Annotated in this window: 18 protein-coding genes; 3 read left to right on the top strand and 15 right to left on the bottom strand. The window is 61.3% G+C overall.

Going from position 1 to position 21072, the window contains the following annotated elements; translation table 11 throughout:
• Positions 1-15 precede the first annotated feature (15 nt).
• The 6 genes from ACW55A_RS25190 to ACW55A_RS25165 form a co-directional block, all read right to left on the bottom strand.
• Complete coding sequence (locus ACW55A_RS25190) at positions 16-981, bottom strand: 2-oxoglutarate and iron-dependent oxygenase domain-containing protein (RefSeq protein ID WP_003366475.1); 966 nt, start codon at positions 979-981, stop codon at positions 16-18.
• 83 nt (positions 982-1064) lie between these two features.
• A complete protein-coding gene (locus ACW55A_RS25185; protein WP_003366477.1) occupies positions 1065-2159 on the bottom strand; it encodes a BMP family ABC transporter substrate-binding protein in 1095 nt (364 codons plus the stop codon).
• 151 nt (positions 2160-2310) lie between these two features.
• Positions 2311-3102 carry a Fe(3+) dicitrate ABC transporter ATP-binding protein FecE gene (gene fecE, locus ACW55A_RS25180; RefSeq protein WP_003431853.1) on the bottom strand — a complete coding sequence of 264 codons (792 nt, stop codon included), beginning with the start codon at positions 3100-3102 and terminating at the stop codon, positions 2311-2313.
• A 4-nt stretch (positions 3103-3106) separates the two neighbouring features.
• Positions 3107-4075: an iron chelate uptake ABC transporter family permease subunit gene (locus ACW55A_RS25175; RefSeq protein ID WP_003366481.1), complete on the bottom strand. Its 969-nt coding sequence runs from the start codon at positions 4073-4075 to the stop codon at positions 3107-3109.
• Positions 4072-5061, bottom strand: coding sequence for an iron-dicitrate ABC transporter permease FecC (gene fecC / locus ACW55A_RS25170; protein WP_498811861.1), 990 nt, complete (start codon positions 5059-5061; stop codon positions 4072-4074). The genes ACW55A_RS25175 and fecC overlap by 4 nt, the downstream gene beginning before the upstream one ends.
• On the bottom strand, positions 5062-5982 hold the full coding sequence (locus ACW55A_RS25165; RefSeq protein WP_003431850.1) for a Fe(3+) dicitrate ABC transporter substrate-binding protein FecB: 921 nt from the start codon (positions 5980-5982) through the stop codon (positions 5062-5064). It abuts the gene before it with no gap.
• Between the two features lie 264 nt (positions 5983-6246).
• Here ACW55A_RS25165 and ACW55A_RS25160 point away from each other — a divergent pair, with 264 nt between their 5' ends.
• The gene (locus ACW55A_RS25160; RefSeq protein ID WP_455809344.1) at positions 6247-7350 is read left to right on the top strand and encodes a calcium:cation antiporter; all 1104 of its coding nucleotides are present in this window, start codon (positions 6247-6249) and stop codon (positions 7348-7350) included.
• A gap of 111 nt (positions 7351-7461) precedes the next feature.
• Here ACW55A_RS25160 and ACW55A_RS25155 read toward each other — a convergent pair whose 3' ends face one another.
• From ACW55A_RS25155 to ACW55A_RS25115, 9 genes are all read right to left on the bottom strand, one after another.
• Complete coding sequence (locus ACW55A_RS25155) at positions 7462-8817, bottom strand: 8-oxoguanine deaminase (protein ID WP_455809343.1); 1356 nt, start codon at positions 8815-8817, stop codon at positions 7462-7464.
• 123 nt (positions 8818-8940) lie between these two features.
• A complete protein-coding gene (locus tag ACW55A_RS25150; protein ID WP_054995097.1) occupies positions 8941-9630 on the bottom strand; it encodes an SDR family oxidoreductase in 690 nt (229 codons plus the stop codon).
• 239 nt (positions 9631-9869) lie between these two features.
• Positions 9870-10799: an ABC transporter permease gene (locus ACW55A_RS25145; RefSeq protein WP_498811852.1), complete on the bottom strand. Its 930-nt coding sequence runs from the start codon at positions 10797-10799 to the stop codon at positions 9870-9872.
• Positions 10796-11896, bottom strand: a complete 1101-nt coding sequence (locus ACW55A_RS25140) for an ABC transporter permease (RefSeq protein WP_003431845.1) — start codon at positions 11894-11896, stop codon at positions 10796-10798. Before ACW55A_RS25140 ends, ACW55A_RS25145 begins: the two co-directional genes overlap by 4 nt.
• Positions 11897-11907: 11 nt before the next feature.
• On the bottom strand, positions 11908-13461 hold the full coding sequence (locus ACW55A_RS25135; protein WP_248696015.1) for an ABC transporter ATP-binding protein: 1554 nt from the start codon (positions 13459-13461) through the stop codon (positions 11908-11910).
• A gap of 532 nt (positions 13462-13993) precedes the next feature.
• On the bottom strand, positions 13994-14587 hold the full coding sequence (locus tag ACW55A_RS25130) for an IMPACT family protein (protein ID WP_455809341.1): 594 nt from the start codon (positions 14585-14587) through the stop codon (positions 13994-13996).
• A gap of 32 nt (positions 14588-14619) precedes the next feature.
• Positions 14620-15282, bottom strand: coding sequence for a TetR/AcrR family transcriptional regulator (locus ACW55A_RS25125; protein WP_003318629.1), 663 nt, complete (start codon positions 15280-15282; stop codon positions 14620-14622).
• A 94-nt stretch (positions 15283-15376) separates the two neighbouring features.
• Positions 15377-16774 carry a uracil-xanthine permease family protein gene (locus ACW55A_RS25120; RefSeq protein ID WP_044309518.1) on the bottom strand — a complete coding sequence of 466 codons (1398 nt, stop codon included), beginning with the start codon at positions 16772-16774 and terminating at the stop codon, positions 15377-15379.
• Between the two features lie 185 nt (positions 16775-16959).
• Complete coding sequence (locus tag ACW55A_RS25115) at positions 16960-17880, bottom strand: LysR family transcriptional regulator (RefSeq protein WP_498811840.1); 921 nt, start codon at positions 17878-17880, stop codon at positions 16960-16962.
• A gap of 111 nt (positions 17881-17991) precedes the next feature.
• Between ACW55A_RS25115 and aptA the strand changes: the two genes are divergently transcribed.
• Entirely contained in the window at positions 17992-19338 is a 1347-nt protein-coding gene (aptA, locus tag ACW55A_RS25110; protein WP_499140656.1) for an omega-aminotransferase AptA, read from the top strand.
• Positions 19339-19428: 90 nt separating this feature from the next.
• Positions 19429-20922: a CoA-acylating methylmalonate-semialdehyde dehydrogenase gene (locus tag ACW55A_RS25105; RefSeq protein WP_455809339.1), complete on the top strand. Its 1494-nt coding sequence runs from the start codon at positions 19429-19431 to the stop codon at positions 20920-20922.
• The last annotated feature ends 150 nt before the right edge of the window (positions 20923-21072 follow it).

Below are 21072 nucleotides of genomic sequence, written 5' to 3'. Positions count from 1 at the left end.
AACCTGACCGAACGTTCAACTTGCCTCCTGTTCGCGGCGATAAGCGTAGGTGTCCGCGAAGCGCGACAGCAGAAATTCGGCGCAGGTGGTCACCGGATAGCGGGCAGGATGATCGTCGCTCTGGCAACCGGGCAGGCATTCGATGCGCGTGTCGGGGTGCGGTTCGGCGAAGAACGGCATGGAGTAGCGATCGACCCCGAGCGGGCTTATGACCCGATGCGGCGTGGACAGGTAACGATCGTTGCTCCAGCGCGCCATCATATCGCCCAGATTGACCACGAAGGTGCCGTCAAGCGGTGGCGCGTCGATCCATTCGCCGCGCACATCACGCACCTGCAAGCCGCCCGCTGTGTCCTGATACAGCAGAGTGATGCAGCCATAATCGGTATGCGCGCCTGCGCCTTGTTGCTCGGCTGAGGTCGCTGTATCACGCGGCGGGTAATGAATCATGCGCAGTACGCTGACCGGGTCCTTGAAGCGCTGATCGAAGAAATCACGCTCGATGCCCAGTGCCAGGGTCATGGCGCGCAGCAGGGTTTGCGCCAGCGCCTGCATGTCCAGATAGTGTTGCTCCATCAGCGCTTCCCAGCCGGGAATGTCCGGATGCCGGTTTGGCCCACGCAGCGGTTTGCCCGCCAGCACGTCGGGATGACGGGCATCCAGGTGCAGGCCCATGTCGAAGGTTTCCTTGAGGTCACTCGGCAGGCTGGGGTCCAGTTGTTCGGTGGCGATGGCGCCGTAGCCGCGATGATGGGTGCTTTGGGTGATATCGATCAGGAGCTTTTCAGCTGCCGGCCGGGCGAAGAAGTCCTTTGCCGCCGATTGCACCTGCTCGATGCGTTGCGCGCTGATCGGGTGGCCCTTGATGTAAAAGAAGCCCCATGCCCGACAGGCACTGTCGATTTGCCCGGCAACATCCTGCCAGGCCTGAGTGTCCGTGCCGTAGAGCGGGGCGATGTCGATGACGGGAAGCTGGTCCATTAACCGGTCCTGAAAGGAAGTGTCGGGTGTCGATGATCGTGCCTGGCGCAGCAGGCACGATGGTCAGGCAAGTGGCGGACTGATTACTTGGGCAGCTCGGCCTTGATGCCTTCGACGTAGTAGTTCATCGATGCCAGCTCGGCGTTGGTCGCGACCACACCGTCAGCAATTTTCACGGTGCCGTTCTGGTCCTTGATCGGGCCGGTGAACGGGTGAAATTCGCCGCTTTCAATACTGGCAATGATCTTCTGCGCTTCGGCCTTCACGTCAGCAGGCACCACGTCGCTGATCGGCAATTCGACCGTTCCTTCCTTCAGGCCGCCCCAGTAATCCTGTGGTTTCCAGGTCCCTGCGATGGCGCCTTCGGCGGCCTGAATGTAGTGCGGGCCCCAGTTGTTGACGATGGAGGTCAGCACTGCTTTCGGTCCGAAGTGAGCCATGTCCGAGGCATAACCGACGGCATACACGCCGCGCCGCTCGGCGGTCTGGATCGGCGCAGGGCTGTCGGTGTGCTGGAACACCACGTCCACGCCCTGATCGATCAACGCATTGGCCGCATCGGCTTCCTTGCCCGGATCGAACCAGGAGTTGACCCACACCACCTTGATCTCGGTGCCCGGGTTGTATTTGTTCAGCGCCAGCTGGATGGCGTCGATGTCGCGCAGCACTTCAGGAATCGGGAACGAGGCGACATAACCGATCTTCTTGGTCTTGGTCATCTTCGCGGCGATGTAGCCGCTCACGTAGCGACCCTCATAGGTACGGGCCAGATAAGTGCCCATGTTCTTGTCCTGCTTGTAGCCGGTCGCGTGCTCGAACTTCACCTTGGGGAACTGCTTGGCGACTTTCAGCGTGGGGTTCATGTAGCCGAACGAGGTACTGAAGATCAGGTCATAACCACCCTTGGCCATGTTGCGGATAACCCGCTCGGCGTCCGCGCCCTCCGGCACGTTTTCCACGTAGCTGCTGGTCACCTTGTCACCCAGCGCCTTGACCATCGCCTGACGGCCCTGTTCATGCTGATAGGTCCAGCCGTGGTCGCCGATGGGGCCGATGTAGACGAATCCGACTTTCAGCGGATCGGCTGCCGAGGCGAGCAGGCTGGAGCCGATGCCGACAACGGCGGCCATGGCACACAGCAGTTTTTTCAGAGGACGACGTGGGTTGGTCAGGTGCATCGGGTCTAGCTCCTTGCGGTCTTGTTGGAGTGCATACCCCGACAATGCAAATAACTGACCAACAGGACAACTTACGATGCTGGCGCGCTTTGCCGCTTGCCTGCCTGTTTCACCATGCAGCGGGAAGGTGCAGACGCTGCAGGTTACGCCGCTAACTGGTGCAGCGCGTGCTGCGCTCGACGATGCACATCGGCGTGCCTGCCACGGGTTCGCGCATGATCTGCACCTGCACATCGAACACCTGGCAGACCAGCTCGGCCGTCAGTACATCGCCCGGCGCGCCGCAGGTCACCAGACGTCCACCCTGCATGACCGCCAGGTGGTCGGCGTAGCGGCAGGCCTGATTGATGTCATGCAGCACGGTAATCACCGTCTTGCCTTCGGCGCTCAGTTCACGCATCAGGTCCAGCAGCTCGACCTGATGGCTGATGTCCAGATAGGTGGTCGGCTCGTCGAGCAGGACGATGGCCGCGTCCTGCGCAAGGATCATCGCCAGCCAGGCGCGCTGTCGTTGCCCGCCGGACAGATCCGACAGCGGGCGCTCGGCCAGTGTGTCCAGCTCCATGCGCTGCAAGGCTTGATCGACACTGCGTTGATCGGCGCCACTCAGGCGACCCCACAGACTGTTGTGCGGACTGCGGCCGTACGCCACCAGCTGGCGTACGCTGACGCCTTCCGGAATCGGCAGCACTTGCGGCAGAAAAGCCACCTTGCGCGCCAGCTCGTTGGCCGATAGCTGGCGGTAGGCCGTGCCATCCAGACTGAGACTGCCCGATTGCGGGGTGAGAATTCGGGCGAAGGCCTTGAGCAGGGTGGATTTGCCGCAGCCATTGGGGCCGATCAGCGCAGTGACCTGCGCAGGCGGCGGGCTGAACGACAGGTCTTGCACGATGCGCGTTGCGCCGTAGCCGATGTCGAGTTGCTGCGCCTTCAGAATAGTCATGGGATCAACCTTTGAATCGGGCCAGCAGCCAGAGGAAATACGGAGCGCCGATCACCGCCGTGAGAATCCCGGCCGGAATTTCGCTGGGCGCGATCAGCGTGCGTCCCAGCGTGTCTGCCAGCACCAGTAATAACGCACCCAGCACCATCGAGGCGGGCAGCAGGTACTGATGATGACCGCCGACCAGACGACGGGCCATGTGTGGTGCGACCAGGCCGACGAAGCTCACCGGGCCTATAATGCCCACCCCCAGGCTGGTCAACAGCACGGCACTGCCCATCGACAGCCAGCGCGTACGCGTGAGGCCGGTGCCCAGGCTCTGCGCCGCCTCGTCACCCAGGCCGATCAGGTTCAGTGGTTTGGCCAGCAGCAGACTGAGCGGGATCAGCAGCAGAAGCGGCGTGGCCAGCAAGACGTGGTGCCAGTTGCGGCTCCACAAACTGCCGGTCAGCGCCAGCAGGGCGGTGTTGATATCCAGCGGGTTGGACAGGATCAGGAACTCGGTGATGCTCGACAGCGTCACCGCAATCGCCACCCCGGACAGCGCGAAACGCACCCCTGAAAACTGCACGCCGGTGTTGTACAGCGCCAGCAGCAGCGCACCCGCCGCGCCGCCCAGACACGCCACAAACGGCAGCGCCGATACCGGTAACTGTGGCAGGCCGATAATCGCAATGGTCAGCGCCAGCCCGGCACCCTGGGTGACGCCGAGGATTTCCGGCGAGGCCAGCGGGTTGCGAATCACGCCTTGCACGATGGCGCCAGCCAGGCCGAACGCGCAGCCGGTCATGATTGCGATCAGGCCGCGTGGCAGGCGGTGATTCCAGACTTCGAAGTCCTTGCTGTCGTGGGCGATCAGGTGATCGAGCACGGCGCCGGGTGTCAGCCACACGGTGCCAGCGCTGAGGCTCAGCAGCAGGGCGAGTGCCAGCAGAGTCATCAGCAACAACAGCCTCGAGCGCGGGTGGTTCATAGCGCACGCCTCGCCAGAAACAGAAAGAACGGCGCGCCGATCAATGCCGTCACTACCCCGGCCGGTGTTTCCACCGGGAAGGCCACGGCGCGGCTGATCAGGTCCGAGGCCAGCACGATGGCCGCGCCCATGCCGGCGCTGATCGGGATCAGCCAGCGGTAGTCATTGCCCAGCCACTGGCGAGCGATGTTCGGCGCGATCAGGCCGACAAAGGCGATCGGCCCGACTGCACAGACACTGGCGCCAACCAGCAGCAGGCTGACCACGAATACCAGCAGGCGTAACGCACCGATGCGCACGCCCAGCGAACGCGCAGCGTCTTCACCGAGGTTGATCAGGTTCAAGCGCGGTGCACAGGCAATCGCCAGCACCACGCCGATCAGCGTGCACGGCCAGAGCAGTTGCAATTGCGCCGCGCCTACATTGGCCAGCGACCCTGCCAGCCAGTTGAGGACACTTTGCGCCTGTGCCTCGACGAGAATTACCGTGAGGCGGGTCAATGCGGCGCACAGCGCGGCGACGGCTACACCCGCCAGCACCAGTCGGCCCTGAGCCGTGGCGGGTGACCATGCACCGCCAAGACTGAACACGGTGACCCATGCCAGTGCACCGCCGAGGCAGGTCATTAAAAGAGCGCCACCGGGGAAGGGCAGAGCGACCAGACCTGTGGAAAACAGCGCCAGCCCCAACGCTGCGCCCGCCGTGACGCCAAACAATGATGGGGAGGCCAGACGGTTGCGGGTGATGCCCTGCATCAACGCGCCCGCCACGCCCAGGCAGGCACCGACCAGCGCCGCGCACAGGGCGCGTGGCACGCGCAGTTGCGCGACGATGTAAGCGATATTACCGCCCTCGCGGCCCTGCGTGATCAGTCCGTTCCAGGCATCCACCTGACGAATGCTGAGCGACGACAGGGCGAACAGCGACACCCAGAACAGTCCCAGGCAGGTCGCGGTGATCACGCCTGCCATCAGCCAGCGACGCATTTACGGGTTCAGCACGGCCTTGCCGCCCTTGAGTACGGCAAGCGCATCGTCGGCGATCTGCTCGGACGCCATGATCCCGCGATTGCGCGCCCAGCTGTCGCCATCCACTTCAGCTACCTGCTTGTTACGTACTGCGCCAAGCACCTGCCACAGCGGCTGCTTGCTCCAGCTGTCGACGATGCTCGGGCGACGATAATGACCGACCAGCAACCAGTTCGGGTCCAATGCCAGCAACTGCTCCAGGCTGACGAATTCGGTGGGCGCGGCGTCTTTGCGTACTTCCGGGACCTTCAGACCGATCGCCTGCAACACGCTGCCCGCATAAGAGTGCGGGCCGTGCACCGAGAAGCTGTCTTCGCGGGCGACGCCGAACAGCACGTTGGTGTTGGCCGGAATCTGCTCGGCAACAGTCTTCAGGTGCTGGCGGTTCTCCGCGATCCGCGCCTGCATCTCTGGGCCTTTGCCGAGCGCCACGCCGATCAGCTCGGCAGATTTCAGACTGCCCTGATAATCCTCGCCGCGTGACGGCAGCATCAGCGTCGGTGCCAGGCTGGCGAGGTCGTTGTACAGCGCCTGATGGCGACCGAGGTCGGCAATGATCAGGTCCGGCTTGAGCCGCGCGATCACTTCTATATTGGGTTGCGAGCGCAGGCCCACAGACTGCCATTCGCCGACGGCCTTGCGCACCTTGGGCAGTACGCGGTTGGCATCGCCATCGTCGGCGGCACCGACCGGCGTCACACCGACCGAAGCCAGTCCGTCGAGAAACGAAAACTCCAGCACCACCACGCGCTTGGGGGTGTCAGGCAGGTGAACTTTGTGTTGGCCGTCATCGATGTCGATAGGTGCGGCCTGGGCTGCACTCGCCATCAGGGTCAGCAGGCCGCAAGCCAGCAGATGCGGAAGTCGAAAAGCACGCATGGCAAAGGTCCTTTCTAACAAAACGGAATCAGGAAAAACAGGCGCGCCCTGAAGGCCGCGAAGAAAACGGCAGGCACTATTGTTGAAAACGGCGGGCACTATTTCACATCGTGGCGACGGGATCAAAAGTCATTTACGCGTGGGTGCGGTTCGCATTCGGGCTATTTTATGAAACCTTTTGTCACACAAGCTACTCTGACACGCTTCACTGTTGGCCACCTTCATGTACATCCGCGGCGATGTCGCAAGGTTTGGGGAATAAAAATGGGCGCATTGCTCAAGCAAGAAAAGTTTCTGTTGCTGGCAATCATTGCCATGTTCGTCGCTTATCCACTGGAGCACGTGCTGGTAGGCAACGGTCAGGTTGTGGCGCTGGTGTCCGGGCTGGCGCTGGTCGCGTTCATCATCTGCGCCTCGATGCGCGTTGCCCACCATGCCGAGATGCTGGCGGAAAAGGTCGGCGATCCCTACGGCACGATGATCCTCACGCTGTCGGCGGTGACGGTCGAAGTGGTGATCCTGGCGATCATGATGAGCAACGAGCCGTCGCCAACGCTGGTGCGGGACACGATTTATTCGGCGGTGATGCTCGACATCAACGGCATCCTCGGTCTTGCGGCGCTGATGGGCGGCATCAAGCACGGCGAACAGTCCTATAACGATGACTCGGCGCGCACGTATAGCGTGATGATCCTCACCGCGATGGGCGTGTCGATGGTCGTACCCGAGTTCATTCCCAAGGGTGACTGGAAGATCTATTCGGCGTTTACCATCGGCGCGATGATCCTGCTCTACACCCTGTTCCTGCGCATGCAGGTCGGGCCGCACAGTTACTTTTTCAGCTACAGCTATCCGGAAAAGAAGAAGCGTCAGAGCCAGGGTCCCAATACGGCTGAAGCGCATGCAGAGCCGGTCAATCTAACCCGCTCAATTGCCACACTGGTTGTCGGCGTGGTGGTGATCGGCGCGCTGGCCGAAGTAATGTCGAAGACGGTTGACCTGGGCCTGGAAGGCACCGGTGCGCCGCCGGTGATGACCGCCATTCTGGTCGCCGCCATCTCTGCCGCGCCGGAGATCCTCACGGCCCTGCGTGCCGCGCTGGCCAACCGCATGCAGTCGGTGGTCAACATCGCGTTGGGTGCGTCGCTGTCGACCGTGATCCTCACGGTTCCGGTCATGGAAGCCATGGCGCTATACAGTGGCCAGCCTTTCCAGATGGCCATGACTCCGGTGCAGACCGTGATGATCTTCATCACCCTGCTGGTGTCCGCCATCAACCTCAACGATGGCGAAACCAATGCCATCGAAGGCATGACCCACTTCGTGCTGTTCGCGACGTTCATCATGCTCTCGTGTCTGGGGCTTTAGGGCCTATTGCCTATCGCTCCCACGCTCTGCGTCGCAAGAGGACGCAGAGCGTCCTGAACGGCATGCCGACGCGGAGCGTCGCACGATAGTTGAGATTATCGCCCCGCACGTTCAGCCCCCAATCAACTCCCGCGCGGCCTGGCTGTGATCGGCAATCAACTGCTTGATGTCCAGGCCTTCGACCTGGCCGTCGATCACTCGCCATTGTCCTGCGATCATCACCCGATCGGCACGGTCCGCGCCGCACAGCAACAGCGCTGACAGCGGATCATGGCTGCCGGAAAAGCGCAGTTCGTCCATCTTGAACAACGCCAGATCAGCCTGTTTGCCCACCGCCAGTTCACCGAGGTCAGTGCGTCCCAGCAATTGCGCCGACCCCTTGGTGGCCCAGCCCAGCACGAGCTGCGGAGTGATTTTTTCGGCGCCGTAGCGCAGGCGTTGCAGGTAAAGCGCCTGGCGGGTTTCCAGGATCATGTTCGATGCGTCGTTGGACGCCGAACCATCGACCCCAAGCCCCAACGGCGCGCCAGCAGCGAGCAGGTCCAGGGTCGGACAGATGCCGGAGGCCAGGCGCATGTTCGAGCTCGGGCAATGGCAGACACCCGTACCTGCTGCGCCGAGACGGGCGATTTCGTCGGGGTTGAAGTGGATGCCATGGGCCAGCCAGGTACGCGGTCCCAACCAGCCGACACTGTCCAGATAATCCACGGTGCGCAGGCCGAAGCGTTGCAGGCAGAAGTCTTCTTCGTCGAGGGTTTCAGCCAGGTGGGTGTGCAGGCGCACGTCGAGTTTTTCGGCCATGGCCGCACTCTCGGCCATGATCTGCGGCGTGACCGAAAACGGCGAGCAGGGTGCCAGGGCGATCTGAATCTGCGCGCCGTCACCACGCTCATGGTAGGTCTCGATCAAACGCTGGCTGTCGGCCAGAATCACCTCGCCCTGCTGCACGGTTTGCTGCGGCGGCAAGCCTCCATCCGCTTCGCCCAGGCTCATCGAACCGCGCGTCAGCATCGCGCGCATGCCCAGCTCCCGAACGCTCTGCACCTGAACATCGATAGCGTGTTCAAGCCCGTCGGGAAACAGATAGTGGTGGTCAGCAGCGGTTGTGCACCCGGACAGCAGCAACTCGGCCAGTGCCACCTTGCTGGCGACCGCGAGCTTCTCCGGCGTCAGGCGCGCCCATACCGGGTACAGGGTTTTCAGCCAAGGGAACAAAGGCTGATTGACCACTGGTGCCCAGGCCCGCGTGAGGGTTTGATAGAAGTGATGGTGCGTGTTGATCAACCCCGGCAGCAACACATGCTCACGGGCATCGAACGTCTGAGTGCAGGGCTTTGACGGGAACTGCCCGGCGGCCAGCACTTCAGTGATGACGCCGCCTTCGATCACCAGACCGCCACGGGCGTCCAGGTCATTAGCAGTGAACACGGCAAGGGGATTTTTCAACCAGATACGGATCGAAGGCATGGGCCGGCTCCTCTGAAAGACAGGTTCAGGTTAGCCAGCTCAGTGTTGTCCTGTCTGCTGATCCAGGGTCGCCGGGGTCGGGTGCGCCCCGGCGAAGGACGGCGATTCTAGTCGAGCAGCCGATTACCAGGCAATCGTCTTGCCCTGGTAGTCGATGAAGTGATGGCCGCCCTTGCCGGCGTAGGCATTGAGCTGTTCGACAAGCCCAGTGGTGCTGGTCATCACGTCGATGGCGGCATTTTCGCCGCCCATGTCGGTCTTCACCCAGCCCGGATGCATAGACAAAACGGTAGGACGGTTCTCGCCCAGCTCGGTGACAAAGGTATTGGTCATCGAATTGAGTGCAGCCTTGCTGGCCTTGTACAACGCAAGGTTTGCGCCGTCCGGGCAAGTGACGCTGCCCAGCCACGAACTCATGAACGCCAGGACGCCCGTGCCGGGACGAAGTTGATCGACGAAGCGTTCGGCCAGACGAATCGGTGCCACCGCGTTGGTCAGGAACAACTGCCCGAGTTCGGCAGCGGTCGACTTCGCAGCGCTCTGGTGTGCCGCGCCACTGATGCCGGCATTGACGAACAGCACGTCGAACACTTCACCGCGCAGCTTCTGGACCAGCACTTCAAGCGAGGCCGTTTCGTCCAGATCCACCGCTTCGATGCGCACGCCCTCGACCGCTTTCAGGTTTTCAGCGTTTTGCGGATCACGTACGGTGGCGGTGACGTGCCAGCCCTGTTCGGTCAAGCGCTGCACCAGCCCGAGGCCCAGGCCACGTGAAGCACCGATGATCAGGGCGGTTTTCTTGGTAGTGGTCATGAATGATTCCTTGGCAGATTGAGAGACGGACTCCATGGCAGTGCCAGCAAGGCCTCTCGAAAGTTTCGACCTTGCAGCGTACTCCTGCCCATGACCTGTTGGAATCTTCGCGAGCCGAAAACGTTCAGGGGAATCACTGGAACGGCATGCCTGATAGTTTCAGGATTATCGTTCCTCACGCTCCAGCGTGGGAATGCCGTTCGTGACGCTCTGCGTCAACTATCTGCGCCGCTAGCTCCTCAATGCCCCGCCCGCCAAGGCTGGCCCAGCGATACCGGCGCATACAGTCGGGTGCGCAGGGCGTCGCGGGAGAGCAGGACAAGCACGATGATGGTGGCGAGGTAAGGCAGCATCGCCAGCAGGTTGGACGGGATGGCCAGGCCGATGCCTTGCGCGACCAGGTGCAGGATGCTGGCGAGGCCGAACAGGTACGCACCGAGCAGTAGACGCCACACGCGCCAGCTGGCGAACACCACCAGCGCCAAGGCTATCCAGCCGCGTCCGGCGCTCATGTTTTCTGCCCACATCGGCGTGTAGGCCAGCGACAGGTAGGCCCCGGCCAGCCCAGCCATTGCGCCGCCGAACAGCACGGCCAACGTGCGTACACGCAACACTGGCAAGCCCATGGCGCTGGCCGCATCGGGATTTTCGCCGACCGCCTGGATAATCAGCCCGACGCGGCTTTTCAGCAGCGCCCAGGCGACCAGTGCAAACAGCGCAAAGGACAGGTAGACCAGCAAGTCCTGGACAAACAGCATGCGGCCGATCAGCGGAATGTCACTGAGCAGCGGGATGGCCACCGGTTCGAAACCGCTCAACGGTTTGCCGACCCAGGCGGCCCCGACAAAGCTGGAAAGGCCAACGCCGAAGATGGTCAGCGCCAGCCCGGTCGCGACCTGATTGGCGTTGAACACCAGTGCCACCAGGGCAAACAGTGCCGACAGCAGCATGCCTGCAAGCATCGCCAGCAGCACACCCAGCCAGAGGTTGCCGGTGTTCAGGGCGACGATGAAACCGATCACTGCGCCAAACAGCATCATGCCTTCCTGACCGAGGTTGATGACGCCGCTTTTTTCGCAGATAAGTTCGCCCAGCGCCACCAGCAGCAAGGGGGTTCCGCAGCGGACCATGGCGTAGAAAATGTTGCTCAACAGGTCGATATCCATCATGCGGCTCCTGTGACGGCTGTCATCTGGCGCTTGGCCCAGTGCAGTTTCAAACGTGGGCGATAGAGAATCAGCACATCACAGGCCAGCAGGAAAAACAGCATCATCCCCTGAAACAACTGCGTGATTGCCAACGGCAGGTTCAAGGTCATTTGCGCGCTTTCTCCGCCCAGATACAGCAGGGCGATCAACAGGCTGGAGAACAGAATGCCGATGGGGTTGAGGCGGCCGAGAAAGGCCACGGTGATCGCGGCATAGCCGTAACCTGGCGAGACCTGCGGCACCAGTTGACCGATCGGCCCGGTCACTTCCGATACGCCGGCCAGCCCGGCCAGCGCGCCACTGATCAACAGTGCGAGCCAGACCAGGCGTTTTTCTCGAAAGCCGACAAACCCGGCAGCACGCTTGTCCAGGCCCAGCACCTTGATCTGAAAACCGACGAAACTGCGTTGCAGCAGCACCCACACCGCGACCAGCGCAAACAGGGCGAAGTACACGCCGATGTGCGCGCGGCCATCCTCCATCAACAGCGGCAGACGGCTGGCGTCGCCGAAGGTCGCTGACTCCGGGAAGTTCATGCCGGCCGGGTCCTTCAGCGGCCCGTGGACGAAGTACAGCAGCAAGTTGAGGGCGATGTAGTTGAGCATGATGCTGGTGAGGATTTCATTGGCGTTGAAGTGCGTGCGCAGCCAGGCGGTCACGCCCGCCCAGGCCGCGCCGGCGAGGGTGCCGGCCAGCAGCACCATGACCAGTGCCCAACGACTCTCCATCTCTATGATATTCACCGCCACGGCACTGCCCGCCAATGCGCCGAGCAGCAACTGGCCTTCCGCCCCGATGTTCCAGATACGCGCCTGATAGGCGACCGCCAGACCCAGCGCGCAGAGCAGAATCGGCAGGGTCTTGACCATCAATTCCGACAGGCCGTACCAGTCGCTGACCGGCGCGATCAGCAAGGTGTGCAGCGTCACCCAAGGGTTCAGGCCCAGGCCGATGAACAGCAGTGAACCGCAGACCAGGGTCAGCACCGCAGCCAGTAAAGGGGAGCACCACAACATCGCGCGCGATTGCTGGCCGCGCGGTTCCAGAGAAAGCAGCATGTTTTGCTCCGTTAACCAGGCACGTGGGCTTGGGTTTGAGAATGATCGAACTGTCCCGCCATCCAGCCGCCGATTTGCACGGTGCTGGTCTGTTCAGTGGGGATCAGGTCGGAAAGCTGTCCGCCACTCAGGGCGGCGAGTCGGTCGCTGATCTGGAACAACTCGTCCAGGTCTTCGGAGATCACCAGAATGGCGGCCCCCGCGTCGCGCAAGGCAATCAGCGCCCGATGGATCGCCGCCGCAGCGCCGACATCCACGCCCCAGGTGGGATGCGCGGCAATCAACAGTTTCGGCTTTTGCAGAATTTCCCGGCCGAGGATGAATTTCTGCAGGTTGCCGCCCGACAGACTGCGCGCCGGGGCCTGCGCATCCGGGGTCTTGACCGCAAAGCGCCGAATGATTTCGTCAGCCAGTGCGCGCACCTTGCTGCGCTGGATCAGGCCATTGTTCACCAGCCCTTGCTGAAAGGCGGTAAGCAGCGCGTTGTCGGCAAGACTGAGTTCCGGCACTGCGCCATGCCCCAAGCGCTCGGCCGGGACGAATGCCAGGCCACGCTTGCGCCGCGCATCGGGCCGCAGGTTGCCGACCGGGGCATCCTCAAAACGCAGGGTCGCCGCCTGGGCATGGGGCAAGGTCTGTTCGCCGCTGAGCAGCGCCAGCAACTCATCCTGACCATTCCCGGCCACGCCCGCGATACCGACGATTTCGCCGCTGCGTACTTCCAGGCTGAGGTCTTTGAGTGAGCAGCCGAACGGGTCCGGGTTGTGCCAGGACAGTTTGTCGATGCGCAAAAAGGCTGTGCTGCCGCTGACTTTCTCATACTGCGCGGTCAGCCCTTCGGCATCACCGACCATCAAGCGCGCCAGTTCCAGATCGGAGCATTCAGCGGGAATGCAGTGCCCGGAGACCTTGCCGTTGCGCAGTACAGTCGCGCTGTGACACAGCGCGCGCACTTCGCCCAGCTTGTGACTGATGAACAGAATGCTGCAGCCTTCTCGGGCCAGATGCCGCAGAGTCACGAACAGCTCATCGGCTTCCTGAGGCGTCAACACCGACGTGGGCTCGTCGAGGATCAACAGGCGAATGTCCTGCATCAGGCAGCGAATGATCTCGACTTTCTGCCGCTCACCAATCGACAGGCTGTGGACTAGCCTCTGGGGCTCCACTGCCATGCCGTAGCGTTGTGAGACCTCGCGGATGCGCGGTTCGAGTTGCTTGGGCGTGCCCGCCGCTGCGCCCATCGCCAGCGCGATGTTTTGCGCGACGCTGAGGGTTTCGAACAGCGAAAAATGCTGGAACACCATGCCGATGCCCAGGCTTCTGGCCTGTGCCGGATTGCGCATGGTCTGCGCCTGGCCTTGCCAGATGATCGTCCCGGTGTCGGGCTGCGTCACGCCGTAGATGATCTTCATCAGCGTGCTTTTGCCCGCACCGTTTTCACCCAGCAGGGCGTGAATCTCTCCGGGCTGAATCGTCAGGTCGACAGCGTCGTTGGCCAGGCAGCCGGGATACCGTTTGGTGATGTGGCGCAGTTGCAGGCGCGCAGCTATCGCGTGGTTTGACATGAAAGGCTCTGAGGCAGAAGTGGGTCGCGTGTGGATAAAGCAAAATCCTGGCCAAGGAGTCAGGATTCGCGTCCGGTGCGCTGAATCAAGGCCAGGCACGGAGTTTTCGGCTCTGTCACCGGTCTTCGCCTATCGACGGCGCTCGTTTCAGCACCAGTTCGGGGCGTGCTTGCCTGGCGCGGGCCAATGTGGCCCTTTGATTTGAACAAAAAATGTACAGCGGACGTGGAGGGCGGTGCGCTGAAGCAATGCGCGACCCTTGCACCTGTTATCCACAGGTTCTTCCACAGATACTGTGCGCAAGCCGGTTGAGTGAGAATAATGCGGCGGCGGTTAACATCCAAAGGCACTAAGAAGCGCTAACAGGCTGTTTTTGCACTCTTTATGGATCCACGCCCGGCAATTGCTCAAAAAACGATCATTCGCCTGAAACGCAAGCCCGGCAAGGCTCGCGGTGGAGTGTGCTCAGCTTATCCACAGCCGGATGCACAGTAGATGTGGGCAATTGTGACATGTGGCTCAGAGGCTCCGGCTATTGCTCCGGCGCTGGGTGCAGAAGGATTCTGCCGCGACTCAGATCGGCCAGTTGGCGCTGCAGGGTGTCGGTGTGCTCGGGGCCGATGGCGATGGACATCTGCACACCGTTGGCCATGAAGTTTTCGCTTTCCACCAGACCGTTCAGTTCGCCGAGACGCAGCTTGACCAGCGCCAGCTCGCTGAAGCTGCATTCAAGGTGGAACGACGCGCGCTGGATCAGCGGCAGACGCTCGGCCTGCTGCAGGCATTTGTTGGCACCGCCGCCATAGGCGCGGGCCAGGCCGCCGGTCCCCAGTTGAATGCCGCCGTACCAGCGGATCACCAGCACCACGACCTGATCGAACTCCTGCGCTTCGATGGCGGCCAGAATCGGCCTGCCTGCAGTGCCGCCCGGTTCGCCGTCATCGTTGCTGCGATACTGGCCACCGAGCTTCCAGGCCCAGCAATTGTGGGTGGCGTTCAGGTCACTGTGCTGTTCGATGAACGCCTGTGCGTCGGCCGGGCTGGAGATGGGGGCGGCGAGGGTGATGAAGCGGCTCTTGCGGATTTCTTCACGAAACTCGCAAGGGCCGATCAGGGTAAAAGGCATGCGTGTGTCCAGCTGACGTCAGGGCGACGATTCTACAAGGCTGGCGGGGTGAGCCCACAACCTTTGAGAATGATTCGAATGAGATTGTTGCTGGCCTGATCCATGTCCTGGCGAGTCAGTCGAGAACGACCGGTGACGCGACAGATCTGCGAGGCGAAGTCGGCATAGTGCTGGGTGCTGCCCCATAGCAGAAAGATCAGGTGCACCGGGTCGACGGGGTCCATCTTGCCGGCGTCGATCCAGGCTTGAAAGACCGCTGCCCGGCCCTGGAACCACAGGCGGTAATCCTGGCTGAAATACTCGCTCATGCATTCGCCGCCGCTGATGATCTCCATGGCGAAGATCCGCGAAGCCTGTGGCTGGCGGCGCGAGAATTCCATCTTGGCGCGAATATAGCGGGCCAGCGCCTCTGCCGGATCGTCTTCCACGCTGAGGTGGTTGAAGGTGCTGTCCCACAAATCGATGATGTTGCTGAGCACTGCGACATACAGGCCGAGTTTGTTGGTGAAGTAGTAATGCAGATTGGCTTTCGGCAGCCCGGCCTTGATCGCGATGGTGTTCATGCTGGTGCCCTTGAAACCGTGGCGGGCAAATTCATCTTCGGCTGCCTGGATGATCGCTTCTTCGTTCTTCTGACGAATACGGCTTGCAGGCTTGGTGACGTGAGCGCTGTGTGCGGGGACTTCAAGGGTCATGGGCAATTCCGGACAGGTCGTAGGGCGCGACGAATGAACAGATAGCGCACCGGCGAGCATCTCGCAAGCGTCGGTGCGGGCGCGGCAAGTAAAGTTATCGTGGTTGCTCCACAGGTTTGGGTTCCGCTGCATCGGCGGTCGGAACGACGGCGACTTTGCCTTCCGGAATCAGCAGGCACATGACAATGGCCGTGATACCGCCGCTGGTGATGGCCGAATCGAACAGGTTCTGCACCAGTTTCGGCAACTGATGCAGCAGCGCAGGTTGCGCCGCAATACCCAGACCGACACCCAATGAGGTGGCAATGATCAGCATGCTGCGTCGGTCCAGCGGTGACTGGGCCAGAATGCGTACCCCGGCGGCCGCGACGCTGCCGAACATGACCAGCGTTGCGCCGCCGAGCACCGGCTTGGGGATCTGCTGGACGATGGCACCAATGTGCGGAAACAGCCCGAGCACGAACAGCACCGCGCCGATGTACAGCCCGACATAGCGACTGGCAACGCCAGTCAACTGGATCACGCCGTTGTTCTGCGCAAAGGTGGTATTGGGAAATGCGCTGAAGGTCGCGGCGATCATGCAGCTCACGCCATCACCCAGTACACCGCCCTTGAGGCGCGCCAGGTAACTCGGGCCGCTGATGGGCTGGCGCGCGAGCATGCAGTTGGCGGTCAGGTCGCCGACCGTCTCGATACTGCTGATCAGATAAATCAGCGCGACAGGCAGGAAAGCGCTCCAGTCGAAATTGAAGCCGAAGCGGAAGGGCATTGGAACGCTGATCAACGGCAGGTCGTGAAGGGGTTGCGGCACCAGTTTGCCGCTGAACCATGCGGCCAGACTGCCCACCGCCAGGCCGATGATGATGGCTGACAAACGTACCCAGGGCGTATTCGAGCGATTGAGCACAATGATCACGGCCAGCACGAACGCGCCCAGCGCCAGGTTAACCGGGGCGCCGAAGTCCGGTGCGTTGAAGCCGCCGCCCAGGTCTGTCACGCCTACCTTGATCAGGCTCACACCAATCAGCGTGATGACAATACCGGTCACCAGTGGCGTGATGACCCTTCGCAACTGGCCAATGCAGCGACTCAGCGCGATCTGCACCAAGGCACCGAAAAAGCACACGCCGAAAATCATCGCCATGATGTCCTCCGGGCTGCCGCCGCGCTGCTTGACCAGAAAACCTGCGGACAACACTGCGCCCAGGAAGGCGAAGCTGGTGCCTTGCAGGCAGATCATGCCCGCGCCGATACCGAACGGGCGGCGTGCCTGGATGAAGGTGCCGGTGCCCGAGACCATCAAGGCCATGCTGATCAGGTACGGCATGTACTGTGTCAGTCCAAGGGTCGAGCCGATGATCAGGGGCGGGGTGATGATCCCCACGAAGCTGGCGAGAACGTGCTGGAACGCGGCCAATATCGCCGTCCAGGGTTTGGGGCGGTCGTTCAGGCCGTAGATCAGATCATCGTTGTCGAGTGTTTCAGGCTGCATGGCGAGTTCTCGGACGGGGAAATGCCATGTGCTGGCGTGTCGTTGTTCGGGACTACTGCAAAAAACTGTCCAGTTGCTCAGCTTATTTTTATTTGAGTCCATTTATTTCAATAAATATCAGCCTGATAGCGCTTTCAATGCCTCTGCAGCGTCGGCGAACCGGCCAGGTGCAGGGCAGAAATGTGTCATCGGGTAGCGGCAAGTGTTTCCAGAAAGCTCTCCAGCACCAAATGAGGGCGCCGGCCCTTGCGGGTGACGGTCACCAGATTGAGGTCGTAGAACTTCGAATCCGGTTTCAATGCGCGCAGCCTGCCTTCCTGCACCCAGGCATTGGCGTAATGATCGGGCAGGTAGCCTATGTAGCGGCCGGTCAGAATCAGGAAGGCGATGCCCTCCCGGTCGGACGCACTGGCCGTGCAGGTCAGTGCCTGATAGTGGTCCTGGATCTCGTTGGGCAGGCGAAAGGTCGGAGCAATGGCTTCCTGCTGTGCGAGACGTGCGTCATCCAGCGTGGCATTCTCGGCGTAAAACAGGGGATGCCCGACCGCGCAATAGAGCAGCGAACGCTCGCTGTACAACGGATGATACTCAAGCCCCGGCAAGGCACTGGCCTGCGGCACGACGCCGACATGCAGGCCGCCGTCGAGTACACCGCGCTCGACTTCGGCGGGGGCGATCATGCGGATGTTGATGTGCACGCCCGGACCGCGCTCTTTCAGCCGGGCCAGGGCATGGGTGATGCGCATGTGGGGGAGGGTGACCAGATTGTCGGTCAGGCCGATGTTCAGCTCGCCGCGCAGGTTCTGGTGCAGGCCGTTGACCTCTGTCCTGAAACTTTCCAGCGCGCTGAGCAATTGCAACCACGACTGATAGACCTCGCGCCCTTCGTCGGTCAGTGAAAAGCCGGCGCGGCCTCGCTGGCACAGGCGCAGGCCGAGGCGTTGCTCCAGATCACTCATCTGCTGGCTGATCGCTGATCGGCCAATGCCGAGCACGCTTTCAGCCGCAGAAAAGCCGCCCGCCTCGACGACGCTTTTGAATAGGCGTAGCAAGCGGATATCAAAATCACTGACCTGCGACACCGGATCGGAGCGACGGATATTCATTGTTTAGTGATTACCAAACCAAAGATCATAAAAGGCGGGTTTCATGAACTTTAGCCGCGTGGCACCTTGGCTGCAATGACCTTTCGTTTAGCGCCTGCGAGGCTTGCTCCCATGAATATGTTCGAAGTGTCCGATGTGCCTGTCACCCATCAGTTGAAGCTTGATGCTCACTGGATGCCCTACACCGCGAATCGAAATTTCCAGCGCGACCCGCGCATGGTCGTGGCCGCGCATGGCAGCTATCTGACAGACGACAAGGGGCGCAAGATCTACGATGCACTCTCAGGTCTATGGACATGCGGGGCTGGGCACACGCGCAAGGAAATTCAGGAAGCCGTGTCCCGGCAGCTGGGTGTGCTGGATTACTCACCAGGCTTTCAGTTCGGGCATCCCCTGTCGTTCCAGCTGGCAGAACAGATTACCGACCTGACGCCGGGCAATCTCAACCACGTCTTCTATACCAACTCGGGTTCCGAGTGCGCGGATACGGCGGTGAAGATGGTGCGTGCCTACTGGCGGCTGAAAGGCCAGGCGACCAAGACCAAGATGATCGGTCGGGCACGCGGCTATCACGGTGTGAACGTGGCGGGCACCAGCCTGGGCGGAGTGAATGGCAACCGCAAGATGTTCGGCCAGTTGATGGACGTCGACCACTTGCCGCACACCCTGCTGGCCAGCAATGCGTACTCGAAGGGCATGCCCGAGGCGGGCGGTATCGCGCTGGCTGACGAGATGCTCAAGTTGATCGAGTTGCATGATGCGTCGAACATCGCTGCGGTAATCGTCGAACCCATGGCAGGCTCGGCCGGTGTGATCGTTCCTCCGCAGGGCTATCTCAAGCGCCTGCGTGAAATTTGTGATCAGCACAATATCCTGCTGATCTTCGACGAAGTCATCACCGGCTTCGGTCGTACGGGCTCGATGTTTGGCGCCGACAGTTTCGGGGTCACGCCTGACCTGATGTGCATCGCCAAGCAGATCACCAATGGCGCCATCCCCATGGGCGCGGTAATCGCCAGCAGCGAGATCTATCAAACGTTCATGAATCAGCCGACGCCGGAGTACGCCGTCGAATTCCCTCACGGCTACACCTATTCCGCTCACCCCGTAGCCTGTGCGGCCGGGCTGGCGGCGCTTGAACTGCTGCAGCGGGAGAACCTGGTGCAGCAGGCCGCAGCCTTCGCGCCGCATTTTGAACGTGCGCTGCACGGTATCAAGGGCTCGAAAAACGTGGTCGATATCCGCAATTACGGTCTGGCAGGTGCCATCCAGCTCGCACCGCGTGACGGCGACGCCATCGTGCGGCCCTTCGAGGCAGGCATGAAGCTGTGGAAAGCCGGTTTCTACGTGCGCTTCGGCGGTGACACCCTGCAATTCGGACCGACCTTCAACAGCCAGGCGCAGGATCTGGATCGATTGTTCGATGCCGTCGGCGAAACCCTCAACCTGATCGACTGACCGCGCTGGCAGGCTCTCTTCTTATATAAGTGCCTTTATCGCATCGGGTGTGAGCTGATTCACGCCCGTTGCCTTTATCCGGAGTTTTCCATGAGCAGCATTCAACACCTGATCCACGGCGAGTTCGTTTCTGCTGAAGGTCGTAGCGCCAATGTCTTCAACCCGTCGACCGGGCAGGTTATCCACACCGTGGCGCTGGCCGATCGCGAAACAGTCCAGAAGGCAATCGACTCGGCCAAGGCTGCCTTTCCGGCGTGGCGCAATACGCCGCCGGCCAAGCGTGCTCAGGTGATGTTCCGTTTCAAGCAACTGCTTGAGCAGAATGAGTCACGTATTGCCCAATTGATCAGTGAAGAGCACGGCAAGACCCTGGAAGATGCGGCGGGCGAGCTGAAGCGTGGTATTGAAAACGTGGAATACGCTTGCGCTGCGCCTGAAGTGCTCAAGGGTGAATACAGCCGCAACGTCGGGCCGAACATCGATGCGTGGTCTGACTTTCAGCCGCTGGGTATCGTTGCCGGTATTACCCCGTTCAACTTCCCGGCCATGGTGCCGCTGTGGATGTACCCGCTGGCCATTGCGTGTGGCAACTGCTTCATCCTCAAACCTTCGGAACGCGATCCCAGCTCCACATTGTTGATTGCCGAGCTGCTGCATGAAGCGGGGCTGCCGAAGGGTGTGCTCAATGTGGTTCACGGTGACAAGGTCGCGGTCGATGCGCTGATCGAAGCGCCGGAGGTCAAGGCACTGAGCTTCGTCGGTTCCACACCGATTGCCGAGTACATCTATAAGGAAGGCGCAGCGCGGGGCAAGCGCGTTCAAGCGCTCGGTGGTGCCAAGAATCATGCGGTGTTGATGCCGGATGCCGATCTGGACAACGCCGTGAGTGCCTTGATGGGCGCCGCCTACGGGTCCTGCGGCGAGCGTTGCATGGCGATTTCGGTCGCGGTATGCGTTGGCGATCAGATCGCTGATGCATTGGTGGCCAAACTGGTTCCGCAAATCCAGAGCCTGAAGATCGGCGCGGGCACGACCTGTGGCCTGGATATGGGGCCGCTGGTCACCGGGCAGCATCGCGACAAGGTCGGCGGCTATATAAAGGAAGGTGTGCAGGCGGGCGCGACTCTGGTGGTGGACGGGCGCAACCTTCAAGTTGCCGGGCATGAACAGGGCTTCTTCATGGGTGGCTGCCTGTTTGATCGCGTAACGCCAGAGATGCGTATCTATAAAGAAGAGATTTTCGGGCCGGTGCTGTGCATCGTGCGCGTGGACAGCCTTGAGCAGGCCATGCAACTGATCAACGATCACGAATATGGCAACGGCACCTGCATCTTTACCCGCGATGGCGAAGCGGCGCGTCTGTTCTGCGACGAGATTGAAGTGGGGATGGTCGGGGTCAATGTTCCACTGCCGGTGCCGGTGGCCTACCACAGCTTTGGTGGTTGGAAGCGTTCCCTGTTCGGCGACCTGCATGCGTACGGTCCCGATGGTGTGCGCTTCTATACCCGTCGCAAGGCAATTACCCAGCGCTGGCCGCAACGTGCGAGCCATGAAGCGTCGCAATTCGCTTTTCCCAGCTTGTAAATTCCCGTGGCGGGAGATCGTCTATAAAGAGGATCTCCCGCATTTGTTGGGGCTCAGCAGTCGAATTGCAGATTTTTGAAATTAACGGTTGACGCCCTCTGTGAGGTGTCTATAATTCGCCCCACTTCCGGCGCAGACGGAAACGAAAAA

The organism is Plantibacter cousiniae (nom. nud.) (assembly GCF_977070315.1).
Note: the sequence above shows the minus strand (reverse complement) of the source record. Positions and strands in the feature narration are given on the sequence as shown.

Bases quoted from the DNA above. Each gene is read 5' to 3' on its own strand.
- ACW55A_RS25165 (WP_003431850.1), bottom strand. From the start codon at position 5,982: ATGCGTGCTTTTCGACTTCCGCATCTGCTGGCTTGCGGCCTGCTGACC.
- ACW55A_RS25175 (WP_003366481.1), bottom strand. From the start codon at position 4,075: ATGAACCACCCGCGCTCGAGGCTGTTGTTGCTGATGACTCTGCTGGCA.
- ACW55A_RS25130 (WP_455809341.1), bottom strand. From the start codon at position 14,587: ATGCCTTTTACCCTGATCGGCCCTTGCGAGTTTCGTGAAGAAATCCGC.
- ACW55A_RS25155 (WP_455809343.1), bottom strand. From the start codon at position 8,817: ATGCCTTCGATCCGTATCTGGTTGAAAAATCCCCTTGCCGTGTTCACT.
- ACW55A_RS25140 (WP_003431845.1), bottom strand. From the start codon at position 11,896: ATGCTGCTTTCTCTGGAACCGCGCGGCCAGCAATCGCGCGCGATGTTG.
- ACW55A_RS25160 (WP_455809344.1), top strand. From the start codon at position 6,247: ATGGGCGCATTGCTCAAGCAAGAAAAGTTTCTGTTGCTGGCAATCATT.
- ACW55A_RS25135 (WP_248696015.1), bottom strand. From the start codon at position 13,461: ATGTCAAACCACGCGATAGCTGCGCGCCTGCAACTGCGCCACATCACC.
- fecE (WP_003431853.1), bottom strand. From the start codon at position 3,102: ATGACTATTCTGAAGGCGCAGCAACTCGACATCGGCTACGGCGCAACG.
- ACW55A_RS25105 (WP_455809339.1), top strand. From the start codon at position 19,429: ATGAGCAGCATTCAACACCTGATCCACGGCGAGTTCGTTTCTGCTGAA.
- ACW55A_RS25145 (WP_498811852.1), bottom strand. From the start codon at position 10,799: ATGATGGATATCGACCTGTTGAGCAACATTTTCTACGCCATGGTCCGC.
- fecC (WP_498811861.1), bottom strand. From the start codon at position 5,061: ATGCGTCGCTGGCTGATGGCAGGCGTGATCACCGCGACCTGCCTGGGA.
- aptA (WP_499140656.1), top strand. From the start codon at position 17,992: ATGAATATGTTCGAAGTGTCCGATGTGCCTGTCACCCATCAGTTGAAG.
- ACW55A_RS25190 (WP_003366475.1), bottom strand. From the start codon at position 981: ATGGACCAGCTTCCCGTCATCGACATCGCCCCGCTCTACGGCACGGAC.
- ACW55A_RS25115 (WP_498811840.1), bottom strand. From the start codon at position 17,880: ATGAATATCCGTCGCTCCGATCCGGTGTCGCAGGTCAGTGATTTTGAT.
- ACW55A_RS25120 (WP_044309518.1), bottom strand. From the start codon at position 16,774: ATGCAGCCTGAAACACTCGACAACGATGATCTGATCTACGGCCTGAAC.
- ACW55A_RS25185 (WP_003366477.1), bottom strand. From the start codon at position 2,159: ATGCACCTGACCAACCCACGTCGTCCTCTGAAAAAACTGCTGTGTGCC.
- ACW55A_RS25125 (WP_003318629.1), bottom strand. From the start codon at position 15,282: ATGACCCTTGAAGTCCCCGCACACAGCGCTCACGTCACCAAGCCTGCA.
- ACW55A_RS25150 (WP_054995097.1), bottom strand. From the start codon at position 9,630: ATGACCACTACCAAGAAAACCGCCCTGATCATCGGTGCTTCACGTGGC.